The 19,730-nt window shown below is 61.3% G+C and carries 17 protein-coding genes; 5 read left to right on the top strand and 12 right to left on the bottom strand.

Going from position 1 to position 19,730, the window contains the following annotated elements; translation table 11 throughout:
• Positions 1–69: 69 nt before the first annotated feature.
• Entirely contained in the window at positions 70–1,131 is a 1,062-nt protein-coding gene (locus AB4P92_RS17525) for a phosphorylcholine phosphatase (protein ID WP_042561579.1), read from the bottom strand.
• 242 nt (positions 1,132–1,373) lie between these two features.
• Between AB4P92_RS17525 and AB4P92_RS17520 the strand changes: the two genes are divergently transcribed.
• On the top strand, positions 1,374–2,765 hold the full coding sequence (locus AB4P92_RS17520) for an L-cystine transporter (RefSeq protein WP_395597931.1): 1,392 nt from the start codon (positions 1,374–1,376) through the stop codon (positions 2,763–2,765).
• Positions 2,766–2,833: 68 nt separating this feature from the next.
• Here the strand turns inward: AB4P92_RS17520 and AB4P92_RS17515 are convergent, their stop codons facing one another.
• Positions 2,834–3,352, bottom strand: a complete 519-nt coding sequence (locus tag AB4P92_RS17515; RefSeq protein ID WP_395597930.1) for a dihydrofolate reductase — start codon at positions 3,350–3,352, stop codon at positions 2,834–2,836.
• An 85-nt stretch (positions 3,353–3,437) separates the two neighbouring features.
• On the opposite strand from AB4P92_RS17515, the gene AB4P92_RS17510 reads away from it, so the two are divergent.
• Complete coding sequence (locus AB4P92_RS17510; RefSeq protein WP_395597929.1) at positions 3,438–4,811, top strand: DUF2868 domain-containing protein; 1,374 nt, start codon at positions 3,438–3,440, stop codon at positions 4,809–4,811.
• Positions 4,804–6,180 (top strand): GTPase/DUF3482 domain-containing protein, encoded by a 1,377-nt coding sequence (locus AB4P92_RS17505; protein WP_273877297.1) that lies wholly within the window; start codon positions 4,804–4,806, stop codon positions 6,178–6,180. The genes AB4P92_RS17510 and AB4P92_RS17505 overlap by 8 nt, the downstream gene beginning before the upstream one ends.
• Positions 6,181–6,309: 129 nt before the next feature.
• Here the strand turns inward: AB4P92_RS17505 and AB4P92_RS17500 are convergent, their stop codons facing one another.
• The 7 genes from AB4P92_RS17500 to AB4P92_RS17470 all read right to left on the bottom strand — a co-directional run bounded on the left by AB4P92_RS17500 (position 6,310) and on the right by AB4P92_RS17470 (position 15,467).
• Complete coding sequence (locus tag AB4P92_RS17500; RefSeq protein ID WP_261735582.1) at positions 6,310–6,867, bottom strand: phosphonate degradation HD-domain oxygenase; 558 nt, start codon at positions 6,865–6,867, stop codon at positions 6,310–6,312.
• Positions 6,867–8,000 (bottom strand): TIGR03364 family FAD-dependent oxidoreductase, encoded by a 1,134-nt coding sequence (locus AB4P92_RS17495; RefSeq protein WP_395597928.1) that lies wholly within the window; start codon positions 7,998–8,000, stop codon positions 6,867–6,869. The genes AB4P92_RS17500 and AB4P92_RS17495 overlap by 1 nt, the downstream gene beginning before the upstream one ends.
• Positions 8,001–8,214: 214 nt before the next feature.
• Positions 8,215–9,240, bottom strand: coding sequence for a putative 2-aminoethylphosphonate ABC transporter substrate-binding protein (locus tag AB4P92_RS17490; protein ID WP_042561586.1), 1,026 nt, complete (start codon positions 9,238–9,240; stop codon positions 8,215–8,217).
• A 34-nt stretch (positions 9,241–9,274) separates the two neighbouring features.
• Positions 9,275–10,999 (bottom strand): putative 2-aminoethylphosphonate ABC transporter permease subunit, encoded by a 1,725-nt coding sequence (locus AB4P92_RS17485; RefSeq protein ID WP_395597927.1) that lies wholly within the window; start codon positions 10,997–10,999, stop codon positions 9,275–9,277.
• A complete protein-coding gene (locus AB4P92_RS17480; protein ID WP_042561588.1) occupies positions 10,999–12,075 on the bottom strand; it encodes a putative 2-aminoethylphosphonate ABC transporter ATP-binding protein in 1,077 nt (358 codons plus the stop codon). Before AB4P92_RS17480 ends, AB4P92_RS17485 begins: the two co-directional genes overlap by 1 nt.
• Before the next feature lie 256 nt (positions 12,076–12,331).
• Positions 12,332–13,195, bottom strand: coding sequence for a LysR family transcriptional regulator (locus AB4P92_RS17475; protein ID WP_064116303.1), 864 nt, complete (start codon positions 13,193–13,195; stop codon positions 12,332–12,334).
• A 16-nt stretch (positions 13,196–13,211) separates the two neighbouring features.
• Positions 13,212–15,467 (bottom strand): heavy metal translocating P-type ATPase, encoded by a 2,256-nt coding sequence (locus AB4P92_RS17470; RefSeq protein WP_395597926.1) that lies wholly within the window; start codon positions 15,465–15,467, stop codon positions 13,212–13,214.
• A gap of 85 nt (positions 15,468–15,552) precedes the next feature.
• Here AB4P92_RS17470 and cadR point away from each other — a divergent pair, with 85 nt between their 5' ends.
• Complete coding sequence (gene cadR, locus AB4P92_RS17465) at positions 15,553–16,002, top strand: Cd(II)/Pb(II)-responsive transcriptional regulator (protein WP_395597925.1); 450 nt, start codon at positions 15,553–15,555, stop codon at positions 16,000–16,002.
• Positions 16,003–16,124: 122 nt separating this feature from the next.
• On the opposite strand, the gene AB4P92_RS17460 is transcribed toward cadR, so the two are convergent.
• The 3 genes from AB4P92_RS17460 to AB4P92_RS17450 all read right to left on the bottom strand — a co-directional run bounded on the left by AB4P92_RS17460 (position 16,125) and on the right by AB4P92_RS17450 (position 18,824).
• A complete protein-coding gene (locus AB4P92_RS17460) occupies positions 16,125–17,096 on the bottom strand; it encodes a thymidylate synthase (RefSeq protein ID WP_034153704.1) in 972 nt (323 codons plus the stop codon).
• A gap of 50 nt (positions 17,097–17,146) precedes the next feature.
• Positions 17,147–17,962, bottom strand: a complete 816-nt coding sequence (gene lgt / locus AB4P92_RS17455) for a prolipoprotein diacylglyceryl transferase (protein ID WP_042561612.1) — start codon at positions 17,960–17,962, stop codon at positions 17,147–17,149.
• A gap of 79 nt (positions 17,963–18,041) precedes the next feature.
• A complete protein-coding gene (locus AB4P92_RS17450; protein ID WP_042561613.1) occupies positions 18,042–18,824 on the bottom strand; it encodes a sulfite exporter TauE/SafE family protein in 783 nt (260 codons plus the stop codon).
• A gap of 130 nt (positions 18,825–18,954) precedes the next feature.
• On the opposite strand from AB4P92_RS17450, the gene AB4P92_RS17445 reads away from it, so the two are divergent.
• Positions 18,955–19,701, top strand: a complete 747-nt coding sequence (locus AB4P92_RS17445; RefSeq protein WP_115147088.1) for an NRDE family protein — start codon at positions 18,955–18,957, stop codon at positions 19,699–19,701.
• The last annotated feature ends 29 nt before the right edge of the window (positions 19,702–19,730 follow it).

Below are 19,730 nucleotides of genomic sequence, written 5' to 3'. Positions count from 1 at the left end.
GCTGCGAGCTGCAAGCGGCAAGCAAGAGCAATGTGGCTCTTGCTTGCCGCTTGCCGCTAACAGCTGCTTTTATTGAATCTCTTCAGGCTTGACGATCACCCAGTTCTTGTCCGCCGTCACCGGCAACCCTTCCTTGGCCTGCGCCGCCGCATGCTTGGCCATCATGCCGTTGATTTGCGTCATGTACTTGTCCTTGCGGTTGATCCACAAGTGAATACCGCCCTTGGCCACGTCGACATCGTGGAACAGCATGTAGCCGTCGCTGGTGGGCGTATCGCCGCCGACCAGTACCGGTTTTTTCCACTCGTCGATGTAGGTCAGGATCGCTGCATGCTTGCCAGCCATCCAGGTCGCTGGCGTCCACAGGTACGGGGTCAGTTCCAGACCGAGGTTGGCCTTCTCGTCGTATTTGCCCGCCGTGATTTGCTTGCGTGCAGTGGTCAGCTCGTTGGTCTCGCGGTTCTTCAGCAGCAGGCTCACGCCGATGACATTTTGCGGTTTGACGTTGTAGCCGTACTTGGGATCCGCCGCGACCATGCGCACCAGTTCTTCAGAGGCGGCGGTCATCACGTAGACCTCGATGCCGTTCTCCATCAGCTTGTTGTACAGCTCTTGCTGGCCGGTAAAGATCTTCGGCGGATTGACGTCGAGCTTTTTGACCACATCGCCTTCGTAATACGTGGCCGGCACCGGTTTGCCCGAGGCCATCAGCTCATCGACATAGCCTTTGAGCTCCTTGAGGGTGAAGCCGGAGAACACCTGCGCCACCCACGGGTAGCAGACCATGTCGTCGACTTCGCAGAGACGATAGTAGTAACTGAACAGACTTTCCTTGTGGTCGGCGGTGTCCTTGAACGGCATCAGTTTCAGGGAGGGGTCGAGTTTGTCGCGGGTGATCAGGCCCTTGTTTTCCATGAACGGCAGCAAGGACTCTTCGAGGTCGTAGCGGTAACTGGTGTTGTCCATGTCGAACACCGCGTAGTTACCCTTGTTGGCGTTGGCCGCAATCATCGCGTCCAGCGCCTTGGCCTGATCGGCTGGCCAGTGTTTCAAGTCGGTAGCGAAGGCCTGAGTGGCCAGGCCCATCCCTAAAGTCAGTGCGACAGCCAGAAATTTCGGTGCGAACTTCATCGACGCTTTCTCCCTGATCTAAAAGCATCGACGCTAACAAATACGTGTGACAGTCCTCGTCTGTCAGCGACCGCCCCCGCCCCTGTTTGCGCCAAATGCATTGCTGTGAGCGACACACGCTTATTCCAAAAACGACGGACACCATACGTTTTCGGTATTAAATCATTAGTTTTCAAGCTGTTAGGCTTGCCGGTTCGCAGCAGCCCCGGAAGGCTGTTGGCAAAGACTTTCCTGGAGTTCTCATGAATCTACCGTTGATTCTCAACCTGCTGGTGTTCCTCGCCCTGCTCTTCGGTCTGGCGCAGACCCGCCACACTTCGTGGAGCCTGGCGAAAAAAGTCCTGCTCGCGCTGGCTCTCGGCGTGGCATTCGGCGTGGCGCTGCACAGTATTTACGGTGCCGGCAACCCGGTGCTGAAAGCTTCGATCGGCTGGTTCGATCTGGTCGGTAACGGCTACGTGCAGTTGCTGCAAATGATCGTCATCCCGCTGGTGTTCGCCTCGATCCTCAGCGCCGTGGCCCGGCTGCACAACGCGTCGTCGTTGGGCAAGATCAGCTTCCTGACCATCGGCACGCTGCTGTTCACCACCGCGATTGCGGCGCTGATCGGTATTGGCCTGACCAACCTGTTCGGCCTCACCGCCGAAGGTCTGGTCGCCGGCACGCAGGAAATGGCTCGCCTGCAAACCATTCAGACTGACTACGCCGGCAAGGTTGCCGACCTGAATGTGCCGCAACTGTTGCTGTCGTTCATCCCGCAAAATCCGTTCGCCGACCTGGCCCGGGCCAAGCCGACCTCGATCATCAGTGTGGTGATTTTCGCGGCGTTCCTGGGGGTTGCCGCACTGCAACTGCTCAAGGATGACGTCGAAAAAGGTCAAAAAGTGATCAACGCCATCGACACCCTGCAAGCCTGGGTGATGCGTCTGGTGCGTCTGGTGATGAAGCTGACCCCGTACGGCGTGCTCGCGCTGATGACCAAAGTCGTCGCCGGTTCCAACCTGCAAGACATCATCAAGCTCGGCAGTTTTGTGGTGGTGTCGTACCTCGGTCTGGGCCTGATGTTTGTCGTCCATGGCTTGCTGGTGTCGGCGGCCGGGATCAACCCGCTGCGTTTCTTCCGCAAGATCTGGCCGGTGCTGACGTTCGCGTTCACCAGCCGTTCCAGTGCAGCGAGCATTCCGCTGAGCATCGAGGCGCAGACCCGTCGTTTGGGTATTCCGCAGTCAATCGCCAGTTTCGCCGCTTCGTTCGGTGCGACTATCGGTCAAAACGGCTGCGCAGGTCTGTACCCGGCGATGTTGGCGGTGATGGTTGCACCGACCGTGGGCATCAACCCGCTGGATCCGCTGTGGATCGCCACGCTGGTAGCGATTGTGACCCTGAGTTCGGCCGGTGTGGCGGGCGTGGGTGGCGGTGCGACGTTCGCAGCGTTGATCGTGCTGCCGGCGATGGGCTTGCCGGTGTCTTTGGTGGCGCTGCTGATTTCGGTTGAGCCGCTGATTGATATGGGGCGTACGGCGTTGAACGTGAGTGGTGCGATCACCGCCGGTGCGATTACCAGCCAGGTGATGCAGCAGACGGATAAAGAACTGCTGGATGCCGATGAGCATGCGCAGCTTGCAGCTAGCTAGCTAGCTGCAAGCTGCAAGCTGCAAGCTGCAAGCCAAGAGCCAATCAGCTTTTACTTGCAGCTTGTAGCTCAAAGCTGCTCTTTCTCCCAGACCTCGAAGTTGTACGCCGGCTTATCGCCCTCTGCCGGGTTCGGCACATTCGACACCAGTGTCCACTGGCTCAAATCAAACTCCGGAAACCACGCATCGCCTTCCGGGCTCAGCGCCACACGGGTCAGGTACAGACGATCCGCCTGCGCCAGCCCTTGCGCATACAACTGCGCGCCGCCAATCAGCATCAACTCATCGACGCCCTGCTCCTTCGCCCACTCTTCAGCGCGAACCACAGCAGCCTCCAGCGACGGATAAACCTCCGCACCTTCTAGCACCAGACCGGCCTGACGGCTGACCACGATGTTCAAGCGCCCCGGCAGCGGGCGGCCCAGCGAATCCCAGGTCTTGCGACCCATGATGATCGGCTTGCCAAGGGTCGTGGCCTTGAAGTATTTGAAGTCGCCCGGCAGGTGCCAGGGCATGCTGTTGTCGACGCCGATCACACGGTTTTCACCGAGGGCTGCGATCAGGCTGAGGGGGAGTGATTTAGTCATGTCGGCGAGGATACCAGAGCCTCGCTTACCCGGATAAGCGCCACAGCGGTTATGCTCTCGACTCAATTGAGCGACGGAATGGCGCGTGACTGAACTGACTCCACTGCAAAACCTCTGGCTGACCGAAACCGTGCGCCTGCGCGAAGAACATGCAGGCCCTCTGGATGATCTGGAAGCTAATCGCCTGGCCCGCGCGGCCGGCGGCGATCTGCCGAGCCGCATTCAACGCCGCGCCTTGTGGCTGGCTGAGCGTGACGGGCTGACGACCGCACTCAAACACTGGCTGCAAGGCGCACGTCTGGCGCTGGTGTTGCTGATGATACTCGCGATGTTGAGTGGCGCCGGTCTGGCGTTCGCCGCGCTGGGCCAGACGCCGGTCAATGTGTTCTGGGCCTTGGGCAGCCTGCTCGGGCTGAATCTGATTCTGCTGCTGAGCTGGGCACTGGGGCTGATTTTTGCCGGCGAACACGGCGCCACCCTCGGGCGACTGTGGTTGTGGCTGAGCGAAAAACTCGCCCGCGACGCTAAAGCCGCGCAACTGGCACCTGCCCTGCTGTTGATGCTGCAGCGCAAGAAACTCAATCGCTGGGCGCTCGGTGCGCTAGTCAACGGCCTCTGGTTGCTGGTAATGCTCAGCGCGTTGGTTCTGCTGCTGACGCTGATGGCGACGCGGCGTTACGGCTTCGTCTGGGAAACAACCATTCTCAGCGCCGATACCTTCATTCACATCACCCAGGCCCTCGGTCATCTGCCATCGTTGCTGGGGTTCAACGTGCCGACCGTGGACATGATCCGCGCCAGCGGCGACGGTGCTCTCGATATCGAAAGTGCCCGTCAGGCCTGGGCGACATGGCTGGTCGGCGTGCTGGTGGTCTATGGCGTGCTCCCGCGCCTGATTTTGGCGCTGCTGTGCTTCTGGCGCTGGAACAGCGGCAAAGCGGCACTGCGCCTGGACCTGAACCTGCCCGGCTATGCCCAACTGCGCGAACGCCTGATGCCGAGCAGTGAGCGCCTCGGTGTCAACGATCCGGAGCCCGCACGGATGCATCGCGTCGAAAGCGGTGTCAGCGAACACGCCAGCGAAGGTGCGTTGCTGGTCGCGATCGAACTCGACGAACAACGCCCATGGCCGCCCGCGCTGCCGAAAAATATCAGCAACGCCGGCATTCTCGACAGCCGCGAGTCGCGGCATAAGCTCCTCGAACAACTCAGCCGTTTTCCACCGGCGCGGCTGGCCATCGCCTGCGACCCACAGCGCTCGCCGGATCGCGGCAGCCTTGCGCTGATCGCCGAACTGGCGCGCAGCGCTGGCGAAACGCGCGTGTGGCTACTACAACCGCCGCCCGGTGCACCGCTGGATGCCGAACGTCTCGGCGACTGGCACATCGCGCTGCAACAGCTTGAGCTGGAGTTTGCCGACAGCGCGCCGCTGAACTGGCTGGAGACTGGACATGACTGACGCCCGCAAAGCCCCGCTGAAACTGGCAGTGGTCGGCCACACCAACGTCGGCAAGACGTCGCTGCTGCGCACGCTGACCCGCGATGTCGGCTTCGGCGAAGTCTCCCATCGGCCAAGCACCACACGGCATGTCGAGGGCGCGCGGCTGTCGGTGGACGGCGAGCCGTTGCTCGATCTCTATGACACGCCGGGGCTGGAAGACGCCATCGCCCTGCTGGATTTTCTCGAACGTCTGGAACGCCCTGGCGAACGCCTTGATGGCCCGGCGCGGCTGGCGCGGTTTCTCGACGGCAGCGAGGCACGCCAGCGCTTCGAGCAAGAGGCCAAGGTGCTGCGACAACTGCTCGCCTCGGATGCCGGTTTGTATGTGATCGACGCTCGTGAACCGGTGTTGGCCAAATATCGCGATGAGCTGGAAGTGCTGGCCAGTTGCGGCAAACCGCTGCTGCCGGTACTCAATTTCGTCAGCAGTGCCAACCATCGCGAGCCGGATTGGCGCGAGGCGCTTGCGCGACTGGGTCTGCATGCGCTGGTGCGTTTCGACAGCGTCGCGCCGCCGGAGGATGGCGAGCGGCGACTGTATGAAAGCCTCGCGCTGCTGCTGGAAAATGCGCGGCCACAACTGGAGCGGTTGATTGCTGATCAACAGGCACAGCGCCTCGCCCGTCAGCAAAGTGCAGCGCGACTGATCGCCGAATTGCTGATCGACTGCGCCGCGTGCCGACGCAGCGTAGTCAGTGAAGCCGAGCAGGAACAGCAAGCCATCAGCGAATTGCGCAAGGCTGTGCGTCAACGCGAACAGAAGTGCGTCGAGGCGTTGCTCAAACTGTATGCGTTTCGCCCGCAGGATGCGGCGGCCAGTGATTTGCCATTGCTGGACGGGCGTTGGGGCGATGACCTGTTCAATCCCGAGACGCTGAAGCAACTCGGTGTACGGGTTGGCGGCGGGATCGCAGCGGGCGCGGCGGCGGGGGCAGGCGTGGATTTGCTGGTCGGCGGGATTACCCTCGGTGCAGCAGCGCTGGCCGGTGCGATTGCGGGTGGCGCGCTGCAAACGGCGCGCAGTTATGGCAGTCGTTTGCTCGGCAAGATCAAAGGGCAACGGGAGTTGACCGTGGACGATGGGGTGTTGCGGTTGTTGGCGTTGCGACAGCGGCAATTGCTGCTGGCACTTGATCAGCGCGGGCATGCAGCGATGGACGCGGTTCAGGTGGCCACACCGCAGGACAAGACCTGGCGTGAGGGCAAGTTGCCCGAGGCGCTGAGCAAGGCGCGGGCGCATCCGCAGTGGTCATCGCTCAATCCGCACGCGAAGTTGAATCAGGGGGAAAGGCAGGAGCAGATTGAGTCTCTGGCCACAGATTTGTAGTGCTTGATCTGGCACCATCGCTGGCAAGCCAGCTCTCACAGGGTTCTTCAGTGAGTACAGGTTCTGTGAACACCACAAATACCTGTGGGAGCTGGCTTGCCAGCGATGGCAGCCCCTCTGTTCAAAGCTTTAAGCAGCCAGTAAACGCGCCGCTTTCTCCTTCAGTACCCCAAGGTCCATCACCGGCACCGCCCTCTCCTTCGCCAACTCATCCCACTGCCGCATGCGCAGACTGACCGCGCACAAAGGATCGCGCGCAAACTCATCCGCCTCGACCTCCGTCATCACCCCGCCCTGATATTCCAGCGTCCTGCGACTCGCCTCACTCAACCGCTCGAAATACCCAGGCTCGCGCAACGTCAGGTAACGCTTGGCCTGCACGTGATATTCCACCAGCCGCGCCATGCGTTCGCTGAATCCGGCCTCACGTAAATAATCCGCCCCGAGCCGTTCATGGCTGACTACGCCATAGCCGCCCATGTTCTCCGCGCCCTCGGCACACAAATGGCCGATGTCATGAAAGAACGCCGCCAGCACCACTTCGTCGTCGAAGCCCTCGGCGATAGCCAGTTCAGCCGCCTGGGACATGTGCTCGATCTGCGACACCGGTTCGCCGATGTAATCACGGGTGCCGAAGCGCTCATACAACCCGAACACCCTCGCCACGATTTGCTCATGACCTGCCATCAAACTTCCTCCAGCAACTGCGCCACGTTGCGCTCGGCCATCGCCGGGCCGACGCTCATGCCGACGCCGGTGTGCATCAACGCCACACTCAAGCCCGGTGCCGGGCGCAGGAACGAAAACGGTCCCGGCCCCCGAGAACCATAGACGCCCTGCCAGCGTTCGACCACTTGCACCTTGCAGCCCAGGGTCTGTTCGGCCAGTTCAAGCATCCAGGTGTCGACTTGTTCGGCGTTGAACGGTGAAGCATCGCTGCCGTAATGGTGCGAGTCGCCGATGATCAACTCGCCATACGGCGTCGGGCTGATCAGCAGGTGGATGCCGTTTTCGTGCAGGTGCGGTTGCTCACGCAGAATCTGCGCTTGTACCGCCGCCGCTTCCGGCAGATCGGCGAAGGCGCCGTAGTGCACGCAACTCAAACCCGTGAGCAATGCGTGTTGCAGATCAAGATCGATCTGCGGCCGGGCGCGAAGCATTTGCAGGCGACAGATTTGCGGGTCGAGCGCGGCAATCGGTTCGGCCAGTAACGTCTGATAATCGTGGCCGGAGCAGACGATGATCTGCTTGGCAGTGAACGTGCCGGCCGTGCTTTGCAGGCGTCCGGACTCGACATCGCGCACCAGCGTGGAGAAGTGAAATTCGACACCGAGGTCGCGGCGCAGATAGTCGATCAGCGCCGGAATGGCTTCGCGCGAGTAAAGCTGTTGGTCGTCCATCCCGTGTAACGCGGCGCGGTGGTGGCTGAACTGGCCGTTGTACAGATCGCGCAATGCAGCGCCGCGCAGCAAGTCGACGTTGTAACCGTGCTCCACTGCGCGGCTTGCGCAGAAGGCTTCGAGCAGATGCTCTTCGGCTTCGCTGCGGGCGAACAGGTACGAGCCGTTGCGCTTGATTTGCAGCCCGGCGAGTTGCGCCCAGTCCCCCCAGATGTCACGGCTTGCCTTGGCCAGTTCGAGCATTTGGCCGGGGGGTTGACCGGTGACCAGTGCCTGGCCGAAGTTACGCACCGAAGCGCCGAGTGGCGTGGCGCTGCGTTCGAATACGGCGACCTTGAGACCGCGTTTGGCGGCGGCGTAAGCGTGTGAGAGACCAAGGATGCCGGCGCCGACGACCAGCAGGTCTTTGTGTTGTGTCATGGGGATGATGTCCTGAATGCAATACCGCTATCGCTGGCAAGCCAGCTCCCACAGGGAATTGGGGTGTTCACAGAAGTGTGTTCACTGGAGATCCAATGTGGGAATGAGCCTGCCAGCTCCCACAGGGATTTGTGGTGAACACCGATTGCGAGAACACCTTGAAACCTGTGGGAGCTGGCTTGCCAGCGATGGGGCCCTGTCAGTTTACGAAGATTTACTTGGCGGCGACTTTCTCGGACTTGCCGTCGTAGCGCTTGCGCCATTCGGTCAGGATTTCGTCGCGATTTTTCGAGGCCCAGGCGAAGTCGTTCTTGATCAGACGCTGCTCGTAGTCGGCCGGCAATTCGGTCTGCGGCTTGGCGATGCCCGGCTGCGCGAGGACGGCGAAGTTCTCTTTGTACAAGTCCATCGCTTCGGCGCTGGCGGAGAAGTCGGCGAGTTTCCTGGCCGCGTCTTCATGCGGGGTGCCTTTGATCACGGCGGTCGCTTCGATCTCCCAGCCCAGACCTTCCTTCGGCAGGATGATGTCCAGTGGCGCGCCCTGACGTTTCAACTGAACCGCCGGGTATTCAAAGGAAATGCCGATCGGGAATTCGCCGGCCGCTGCCAGTTTGCATGGCTTGGAACCGGAGTGAACGTACTGGCCGATGTTCTGGTGCAGACCGTCCATGTAGGCCCAGCCCTGTTTCTCGCCGAAGGTTTGCAGCCAGGCGCTGACGTCGAGGAAACCCGTGCCGGACGAGGCAGGGTTAGGCATGACGATCTTGCCTTTGTACTCAGGTTTGGTCAGATCCTGCCAGCTCACTGGCTTGGTCAGACCCTGCTTTTCGGCTTCGATCGTGTTGAAGCAGATGGTCGCGGCCCAAACGTCCATGCCGACCCAGGCTGGCGGGTTGGCGGCATCGCGATAGTTCGCGCCGATCTTGCCCAGATCCTTTGGCGCGTAGCTTTGCAGCATGCCTTGCTGATCGAGGATCGCCAGGCTCGACGCCGCCAGCCCCCACACAGCGTCAGCCTGCGGACGGGCCTTTTCGGCCAGCAGTTTGGCGGTGATGATCCCGGTGGAATCGCGCACCCACTTGATCTCCACGTCCGGGTTGGCTTTTTCGAAGGCTTCTTTGTAGGTCTTCAACTGTTCGGCTTCGAGGGCGGTGTACACCGTCAACTCGGTTTTTGCCGCGAAGGCATTCAGGCTAAAAGTAGCGAGCACAGCAGCGGCCAGGGCCATAGGCTTGAACATGATCGATTTCCTGTAGGTGAGTTGAACGTGTGAATCAGTGACCGGGCGCGGTTTGCCGCCAGGCCTGGGAGCGGCGCAACAAGCCGCGCGAAGCCCACGCCAGCAGCAAGGACACGCCCGCCGAGGTGAACAGAATCAGGGTCGACATCGCCGCCGCGCCGCCCACGTTGCCGGCGTCATCCATGTTCAGCACCGCCACCGCCGCGAGGATGGTGTCGGGGCTGTAGAGGAAGATCGCGGCGGACACAGTGGTCATCGCCGAGACGAACAGGTAGCGCACGATGTCCAGCAGCGCCGGCAGGCAGATCGGCACGGTCACGCGCAGGTAATGCCGATACAGCGGCGCCTTGAGCGACAGCGCGGCGGCTTCGAACTCGGCGTCGAGTTGGCGCAGCGCGGTGGTCGCGGTCATTTGTGCAGTGGTCAGATAGTGCGCAATGGTGCAGACGATCAGCAGCGTCATCGTCCCGTACAACACGTGCAGCGGATTGCCGGTGAGGTTGAAGAAAAAGACGTAACCCAGACCCAGCACCAGCCCCGGCACCGCCATCGGAATGAAACTCAGCATGCGCAACGCCAGGTTGAGGCCGCGCTGAGTGCGGGTCTTCTCCATCAGATAAGCGCCGGTGAAGATCAGCACGCTGCCGATCAGCGCCGTGCCCAACGCCATCTTCAAGCTGTTGCTGTAGGCCAGCCAGCCACCGCCGGCCGTCTCGTTGAACTGGTAGTGATTGAGCGACAGCGACAGGTTGTACGGCCAGAACTTCACCAAGGAGGAGAACACCGCCATGCCGAACACCAGCAGCCACGCGGCGCTGATCAACACGACAATCGCCAGATAGCAGCTGTCGCGCAGTTTCGACGGTGCCGGTTTGAACACCTGAGCGCGACCGCTCATGGAGTCGCCGTGACGTCGACGCAGCCAGGCATCGACCCCGAAGCTGAACAGCGCCGGCACCAACAGCACCATGCCGATCAACGCGCCGCGACCGAATTGTTGCTGGCCGACCACCGCTTTGTAAGCTTCCAGCGCCAGCACCTGATAGTCGCCACCCACCACCACCGGCACACCGAAGTCGGTGATGGTCAGGGTGAACACCAGACAGAACGCGGCGAACACAGCCTGACGCGTCGCCGGCCAGGTGATGCTGCGAAAGGCCTTGGCGGGACTGGCACCCATGCTCGACGCAGCATCGAACAGACGCGCATCGGCGAGCGACAAAGCCGAGAGCAAAATCATCAGCGCATGGGGAAAGGTGTAGATCACCTCACCCAGCACAATCCCCCAGAACCCGTAAATGTTGTCCGAGAGCAGTCCGCGCAACATGCCCTGGTTGCCGAACAGATAGACCAGCGCAATGCCCGGCAGCATCGACGGCGCCATCAGCGGCAGCAGGGAAATCCCGCGCCAGATGCCCTTCGCCGGTATCAATGTGCGTTGCAGTGCGTAGGCAAACAGATAAGCCAGCGGTACGACGATGGCCGCAACACTGAGGGAAACTTTCAGGCTGTTGCCGAGCAGCCAGTGGAAATTCTCGCTGGTCACCAATTCCTTCGCCGCGACCCAGCCACCGCCCTGCCCGGCCTCGCTGCTGAAACCACGCCAGAAGATCGCCAGCAACGGCAGCAACACCGCAACGCCGAGCAATACCAGCAACAGCAGTTTGCCGCCGACGACAAAGATACGGTCGCCGATCTCGGCTCGGGAGGTCTGTCGCACCTGCTTGTGCGGTAGCGGCAGCGCGAGGTTGCTGTTCATCAGGCAAACACCTGCAAGCTACGCGGCGGCAAAGCGACCATGATCTGCTGGGCGCCGAGGCGCGGCATGGCTTCCGGCGCCAGCTCGGCGAGCAGTGCGTGGCCCGGCAGTTGATCGAGTTCGAAACTCATCCGGCAGCGGTTGCCGAGGAAGGTGATCTCACGGACTTTCGCCGGAAAGAGGTTCTCCTCATGCACCAGCGGATTGACGTTGATCGCTTCCGGGCGGCAGAACAAACGGCCCGACGCACGCTGGACGCTGCCGTCACTCAGGCGCAGGTTCATCCCGCCGACCTGGGCGTGGCTTTCGCTGCTGCGCTGGAACGGCAGCCAGTTGCCCTGACCGACAAACTCGGCCACAAACGGCGTGGCCGGGCGGTTATAGATTTCCTGCGGGGTGGCGTATTGCTCGACACGGCCGTTGTTCATCACCGCGATGCGATCCGCCATCAGCATGGCTTCGTCCTGATTGTGGGTGACCATCAGGGTGGTGATGCCTAGGTTGCGTTGCAGTTGGCGCAGTTCGGTGCACAGATGCTCGCGCACCCGGGCATCGAGGGCCGACATCGGTTCATCGAGCAGCAGCAACGACGGCGCCGGAGCCAAGGCGCGAGCGAGCGCAACACGCTGTTGCTGACCGCCGGACAATTGGCCGGGGTACTTTTTCTCACTGCCGATGAGGCCGACCAGTTCCAGCATCTGAGCGACGCGACGGCGTACTTCCTCGCGACCACTGCCGGCGAGGCCGTAGGCAATGTTCGCCTCGACAGTCAGATTGGGGAACAGCGCGTAGGACTGGAACAGAATCCCGTAGTCGCGAGCTTGCGGGGCGAGGTGCGAGACGTCGCGGTCACCGAGATAGAGTTCGCCGCTGTCCTGCTTCTCCAGACCGGCGATGCAGCGCAGCAACGTGGTCTTGCCGCAGCCCGAGGGGCCGAGCAGACACACCAGTTCACCGGCGGCGACGTCGAGGGAGACGTTATCCAGAGCGGTGAAAGCGCCGAAGCGCTTCTGCACGCTGCGCACTTTCATCGGCGCACCGGGGTTGGTCAGGGCAGTTGCAATGGCAGGATTCATGGACAGACCTCATCAAGCAGATGAGGCCAATCCTAGGGTTGTAATGCGTCCGTCATGTGGCAGTGAGGCAAAAACGGCCGATAGTGGTATTCAGGGATTTTGGTTCAGAGTCTGAATCTGTGTTGTCTGACCTGGCGCCATCGCTGGCAAGCCAGCTCCCACAGGTGTTTCTGTGGTTCACAAAATCTGATTCCACTGAAAATCCCTGTGGGAGCTGGCTTGCCAGCGATGAGGCCGGTGCTGCCCACGCAAGGTTTCAGGCCGGGGACATCTCTTGCGCCAACCCGAGAAACGCCGCCGGCAACCGCGCGCCCTTCCTCTCCTTCAGGCAATACAGGTACTCAGGAATCTGCGGCGCGTTCTCGATGGTCAGCACGCGCAACTGCGGATCGTGCGGTACTTCCTGCCGGGCAATGATGCTGATGCCGATATTGCGCAGCACCGCCTCGCGAATCGACTCACGGCTGCCTATCTCCAGCAATGGCCCGAAACTCACCCCGGCACTGGCCAGCAACTCTTCGGTCAGCCGCCGTGTGGTCGAGCCCGATTCACGCATCAATAGCGTATGTCCGGCCAGCGCACTCAACGCCACATGCTCTTGCGCCGCCAACGGATGATTGCGATGCACTGCCAAGACCAGCGGATCAGTGCCCAGCACCCGGCGAATCAGCCGCGCGTCATCGAGCAACTGCGAGGACGCCGCGATATCCACGCGGTAATCCTCCAGCGCTTCGAGCACTTGCTGCGAGTTGCCGATTTCCACCGACACCTCCACCTGCGGCAAGCGCTCACGAAAGGTTTTCACCAGATCGAGGATGTAATACGGCGCGGTCGCCGCGATGCGCAGTGTGCCCTGCACCTGGCCGCTGTTGCGCAGGAAGAACTCGATGTCCGCCTCTTGCTGCAACAGCGTTTTGACCATCGGCAGCAACCGCGCGCCTTCGTCGCTGACGCTCAAACGCCGACCGCCACGGTAGAACAGCTCCACCGAATACTGGCTTTCCAGATTGCGGATCTGCGTGGTCACGGTCGGCTGGCTGAGGCCGAGTTTTTTCGCCGCCAGCGTGATGCTGCCCAAGCGGGCCACCATGTAAAACGCCTTCAGCTCGGCACTCAGCACAACCATCCCTCATCGTTTATTTGCGCAGCAGGCGCAAACCATTGAACACCACCAACAGACTCACGCCCATGTCGGCAAACACTGCCATCCACATGGTGGCGAGCCCGGCGAAGGTTACCCCAAGAAAGATAGCCTTGATCACCAGGGCCAACGCAATGTTCTGTTTCAGGATGCTGGCGGTATCGCGCGACAGGCTGATGAAGGCCGGAATCTTGCGCAGATCATCGTCCATCAGGGCGACATCGGCCGTCTCGATCGCCGTGTCGGTGCCCGCAGCGGCCATGGCAAAACCGATCTCGGCGCGAGCCAGCGCCGGGGCGTCGTTAATACCGTCGCCAACCATGCCGACGCGATGACTCTGCTTGTACAGGTCTTCGATGGCTTGCAGTTTGTCGGTCGGCAGCAAATCACCGCGCGCTTCATCGATGCCAACCTGCGCCGCAATCGCCTGCGCGGTGTGGACGTTGTCGCCAGTCAGCATCAGGGTTTTCACGCCCAATGCATGCAACTGACGGATCGCCTCACGACTGGTCTCTTTAACGGTATCGGCCACGGCAAAAAGCGCCAGCGGGCCAGACGTGTCGAGCAGCAGCACCACGGACTTGCCCTGTTTCTCCAGCGCGAACAGCTTTTCTTCCAATTGCGGCGAGCACAGGCCCAGCTCTTCGACCAGACGATGGTTGCCCAAGTGATAGGTCTGGCCGTTGATATCGCCCTTCACGCCCCGCCCGCCGAGCGCTTCGAAGTTATCCACATTCAGCACGGCGAAGTTTTTATCCACAGCGGCATTGGCGATGGCCAGCGACACCGGGTGATCGGAACGCCCGGCCAGTGCGGCGGCAATCGCCGGTGCCGTGGCATCGGCCGTCGGCTCAAGGGACAGGTAATCGGTCTGCACCGGTTTGCCGTGGGTGATCGTCCCGGTTTTATCCAGCGCCAGATAGTCGAGCTTGAACCCGCCCTCCAGGTACACGCCACCCTTGACCAGAATGCCTTTGCGCGCCGCTGCCGCGAGGCCGCTGACGATGGTCACCGGGGTGGAAATTACCAATGCACATGGGCACGCCACCACCAACAACACCAGCGCGCGGTAGATCCAGTCGAACCACACAGCGCCCATGAACAATGGCGGAATGATCGCTACCGCCAGCGCAAAGACGAACACCACCGGGGTGTAGATTTTCGAGAATTGATCGACGAAGCGCTGAGTCGGTGCGCGAGCGCCTTGGGCTTGCTCGACGGCGTGAATGATCCGCGCCAGGGTCGAGTTGTTTGCCGCAGCGGTCACGGCGTATTCCAGCGAACCTGCCTGGTTGATGGTGCCAGCGAAGACTTTGTCGCCGATCGTTTTCTCCACCGGCAGACTTTCGCCAGTGATCGGCGCCTGATCGATGGTCGAACTGCCGCTGACGACTTCACCGTCCAGCGCAATACGCTCACCGGGTTTAACCCGCACGCGGGCGCCGAGTTCGACGCTCTTCACTTCCTGCTCGAGCCAGGTGCCGTCAGCCTGCTGCACGGTCGCCTGTTCCGGGGTCATCTGCATCAGGCCGCTGATCGCGTTACGCGCACGATCCAGCGAGCGGGCCTCAATCAACTCGGCCACGGTGAACAGGAACATCACCATCGCCGCTTCCGGCCACTGACCGATAAGAATCGCACCGGTGACGGCAATGCTCATCAGCGCATTGATGTTGAGGTTGAAGTTCTTCAGGGCGATCCAGCCCTTTTTGTAGGTGGTCAGGCCACCGCTGAGGATCGAAATCAACGCGATGATCGCCACCACCCAGTTGGGTGCGGCGTTGGTGAAGTGGATAACTTCAGCCGCCAATGCGCCAACGCCCGAAAGAGCCAGCGGCCACCAGTGTTTTTTCACCGGAGCCGGCGCCGGCGCTTCGACGCCCGCCTCCAGCGGCTCGGCGTGCATGCCGATGGATTTGATCGCATCGATGATCGGCGCGGTGTCCGGCAGATTGTGGGTCACGCCGAGCACGCGGTTGATCAGGTTGAATTCCAGTTGCTCAACGCCAGCGAGTTTGCCGAGCTTGTTCTGGATCAGCGTCTGTTCGGTCGGGCAGTCCATCGCCTCGATGCGGAAACTGCTCAGCCGGGCGTCGGCACTGGTCTTTTCGCTGAGCTGCACCAACGCAGGCGCAGCCGTTTTCGACCCGCAGCAGGAATCGCCGCCATGGGAATGTTTATGCACAGGCTGCAGTTTATGACTGTGATCGTGCCCGTCGCCGGGCTTGTGGGTGTGCTGGGAATCGCTCATCGGGTCGCGTCCATGAAGGTGCCTGTTGCCAAGTAAAGACCCTGTAGCCACTATAGGGTCAAGCACCCTTTTGGAGATTGCCGTCATGAAGATCGGAGAGCTGGCCAGACTGACCGATTGCGCCGTGGAAACCATCCGCTACTACGAACGCGAAAACCTGCTGCCGGAGCCGGCCCGCAGCGACGGCAACTACCGCGTCTATACCCAGGCCCACGCCGAACGCCTGACCTTCATCCGCAACTGCCGCACCCTCGACATGACCCTCGAAGAGATCCGCAGCCTGCTGACGTTACGCGACAGCCCGCAGGATCAATGCGAAAGCGTCAATGCGCTGATCGACGAACACATCCAGCACGTGAAGGCGCGAATTTATGGATTGCTGGCATTACAGACGCAACTGCTCGACCTGCGCCAACGTTGTGGCGAAGGGCCGATGGCGGATCAGTGCGGGATTTTGCAGCGACTGGAAGTGAGTGGCGGGGTTGTGGCGACGGAGGTTGAGCATTCCCACGTGGGCCGTAGTCACGGCCATTGAAAACACCGAATATCCCTGTGGGAGCTGGCTTGCCAGCGATAGCGGTCTGTCAGCCACATTAATGTTAAATGTGCCGCCGCAATCGCTGGCAAGCCAGCTCCCACAGGTTTAATGGCAGACCTTCAGACCGCCATCGGCGCGGTCATTGGCGCGTGGTGCTCGTAGCCTTCCAGCGAGAAATCGCTGGGCTCAACCAGTTCCAGCCATTCAGGCTGATACACACCGGTCTTGGCAAACTCCGGCACGCGATCCGAGATTTTCAGCTTCGGCATGGCGAACGGCTCGCGCTTGAGCTGTTCGTTGAGCATGTCCAGGTGGTTTTCGTAGACGTGCGCATCACCGATGAAATAGGTGAACCAGCGTGGCGTGTAACCGGTCAGGCGACCGATCAGGCTCAGCAGCGCGGCACCTTCGGTCAGGTTGAACGGTGTGCCCAGACCCAGATCGTTGGAGCGGATGTAGAGGGTCAGAGAAATCTCTTTGGTCTCGACATTCGGGTGGAACTGGTACAGCAGATGGCACGGCGGCAAGGCCATTTCATCAAGCTGAGCAACGTTCCAGCCGTGGAACAGAATGCGGCGACTGCCCGGATCGTTGATGATCGTGTCGACGCACTGGCGCACCTGATCGATGGCTTTGTACAGGACCACATAGGCCTGACCGTCTTCTTCGCCCTGAGCGATTTGCTTGTAGCCGTTGCTCAAGGTTTGTTCGATGGCGGCGGTGTTGCTCAGCGGAATCTGCTTGTAAGCGGGCCATTTGCGCCATTGCACGCCGTAGATTTCGCCGAGGTCGTCGTCGCCCTGACGGAACGGGTTGGCCAGCCACTGCGCGTTTTCGTTGGCGTTCTGATCCCAGACCTTGCAGCCCAGCGCGCGGAATTCAGCCGCGTTGTTCACGCCACGCAGAAACCCGCACATCTCGCCGATCGCCGATTTGAAGGCCATCTTGCGCGTGGTGATCGCCGGGAAACCTTCCTGCAGATCGAAACGCAGCATCGCCCCCGGAAAACTGATGGTGTTGATGCCGGTACGGTTGGCCTGCTTGGTGCCGTTCTGAATGACGTGCGAGACCAGTTCGAGATATTGCTTCATGAATTACCTGTGTCCTTTGAGCCCCGGCGTCGCGCGCCGGGGTTCGTAGTTTAAGCCGTCGGAGCGAGTGGTGCTGCCGGCGCGCGACGATAGGCCAGCCAGATCAGGAACAACCCGCCGACGATCATCGGTACGCACAGCACCTGGCCCATGGTCAGCCAGTTCCAGGCCAGATAGCCCAACTGGGCGTCCGGTACGCGGACGAACTCGACGATGAACCGGAAGATCCCGTAGAACAGCGCGAACATACCCGATACGGCCATGGTCGGACGCGGTTTGCGCGAGAACAGCCACAGGATCAGGAACAGCGCCACGCCTTCGAGCGCGAACTGATACAGCTGCGACGGGTGACGCGGCAATTGTGCCGGGTCGCTGAACGGCGGGAAGACCATGGCCCACGGCACGTCGGTCGCCTTGCCCCACAGTTCGGCGTTGATGAAGTTGCCGATACGCCCGGCGCCAAGACCGATCGGCACCATCGGCGCGACGAAGTCCATCAGCTGGAAGAACGACTTGCCATTGCGCTTGCCGAACCACAAGGCCGCAAGCATTACGCCGATGAAACCGCCGTGGAACGACATGCCGCCCTTCCACACTTCGAAAATCAGCATCGGGTTGGCGAGGTACGCGCTCAGGTCGTAGAACAGCACATAGCCCAGACGTCCGCCAACAATGACGCCCATCGACAGCCAGAAGATCAGATCGGAGAGCTTCTCTTTGGACCAGGTCGGGTCGAAGCGGTTGAGCCGGCGCGACGCCAGCAGCCACGCACCGCCAATGCCGATCAGGTACATCAGACCGTACCAGTGGATTTTCAGCGGACCGATGGCCAGGGCCACCGGGTCGATCTGCGGGTAAGGCAGCATTGCGACTCCTCGTTAGAGTTGAAAGCAGAATTCCCGGGCGACGCTGCCACCTCAGGATTAAGCCAGGATTGCCACGCGATCAAAGCAGAAAGCTTAATCCCACGCAGAACAGCAAAGCGGCGAACAGTCTTTTCAGCAACTTCGCCGACAACCGATGGGCCAGCCGCGCGCCAAAACGCGCGAAGACCATGCTGGTCAGGGCAATGCCCAGCAGCGCCGGCAAATAGATAAAGCCGAGACTATGGGCCGGCAACCGCGCATCGTGCCACCCCAAAATCATGAAACTTAAAGCACTGACCAGCGCAATCGGCAGCCCGCAGGCCGACGACGTGGCGACCGCTTGTTGCATCGGTACGCTGCGCCAGGTCAAAAACGGCACGGTCAGCGAGCCACCACCGACGCCGAAAATCGCCGAGGCCCAACCTATCACGCTGCCGGCCGCCGCCAGCGCAGCCTTGCCAGGCACCGTGCGGCTGGCCTTGGGTTTGACGTCCAGCGCGAGTTGCACCGCAATCGCCAAGGCAAACACGCCAATGATTTTCTGCAGGTTCGGACCGGAAATGGCTTCGGCAGTCAGGGCGCCCAAACCAGCACCGATCAGGATCCCGACCGCCATCCAGACAAAAATAGGCCACTGCACCGCGCCTCGTCGATGATGCTCACGCACGGCATTGACCGAGGTGAAGATGATCGTCGCCAGCGAAGTACCGACCGCCAGATGCGTGAGGATCGACGGATCAAAGCCTTGCAAGGTGAAACTGAACACCAGCACCGGGACAATGATGATCCCGCCGCCAACCCCGAACAGCCCGGCCAACACGCCCGCACAGGCGCCCAACGCCAGATAAAGCAGAAATTCCATGACCGTCTCCCTGACGCATCCGCAAAACCGGAGCGGCATGGTAACGGATGCACACCCTTCGGCTCCACTTGCGATGGATGCGCGGACGCCGGATGCGTAGAGTGAGCAAAAAACACACAAGGACCACCTTATGTGCCTGATCGTTTTCGCCTGGCGCCCGGACCATGCTCAACCGTTGATCGTCGCAGCCAACCGTGACGAGTTCTACGCCCGCCCGAGCCTGCCGCTGGCGCAATGGCCGGAGGCGCCGCATGTGCATGCCGGGCGTGATCTCGAGGCCGGGGGCTCCTGGCTGGGGATCGGCGCCAATGGGCGCTTCGCCGCATTGACCAATATTCGTGACCCGCATCAGCCACCGGCGCGTAAATCGCGGGGCGAGTTGGTGGCCGGGTTTCTCACGGGGGATCAGTCGCTGGAGGATTATCTGGCTGACGTGGTCGACCGCTCGCCGGACTACGCGGGTTTCAACCTGCTGCTCGGCAACCACCATGAACTGTGGCACTTCAATGCGCGGATGTCCGAGCCGGTGATGCTGGAGTCCGGGGTCTACGGACTATCCAATGCCGGGCTGGATACACCGTGGCCGAAGTTGCTCAAGGCCAAGGCAGCGTTGAGCGCAGTGCTGGAGGATCCGACGCCTGCGCGGTTGCTGGAGCTGCTTGGCGATGCGCAGACGGCGCCGTTTGCCGAGTTGCCGGATACCGGCGTGGGGCTTGCGACTGAATCACTGCTGTCGAGTGTGTTTATTGCCAGCCAGAGTTACGGGACGCGGGCGAGTACAGCGCTGATTGTGCAGGCGGATGGGACGCGGCGGATGGTGGAGCGCAGTTTTGGGCCGTATGGCGGGCATCTGGGCGAGGTGGAGATTTTGATTTAGGCGGCGTCTGGACTGACGCCATCGCTGGC

Source organism: Pseudomonas sp. A0308, assembly GCF_044218815.1.
Classification (GTDB): Bacteria; Pseudomonadota; Gammaproteobacteria; order Pseudomonadales; family Pseudomonadaceae; genus Aquipseudomonas; species Aquipseudomonas iridis.
This window is presented reverse-complemented; position numbering and strand designations above follow the sequence as displayed.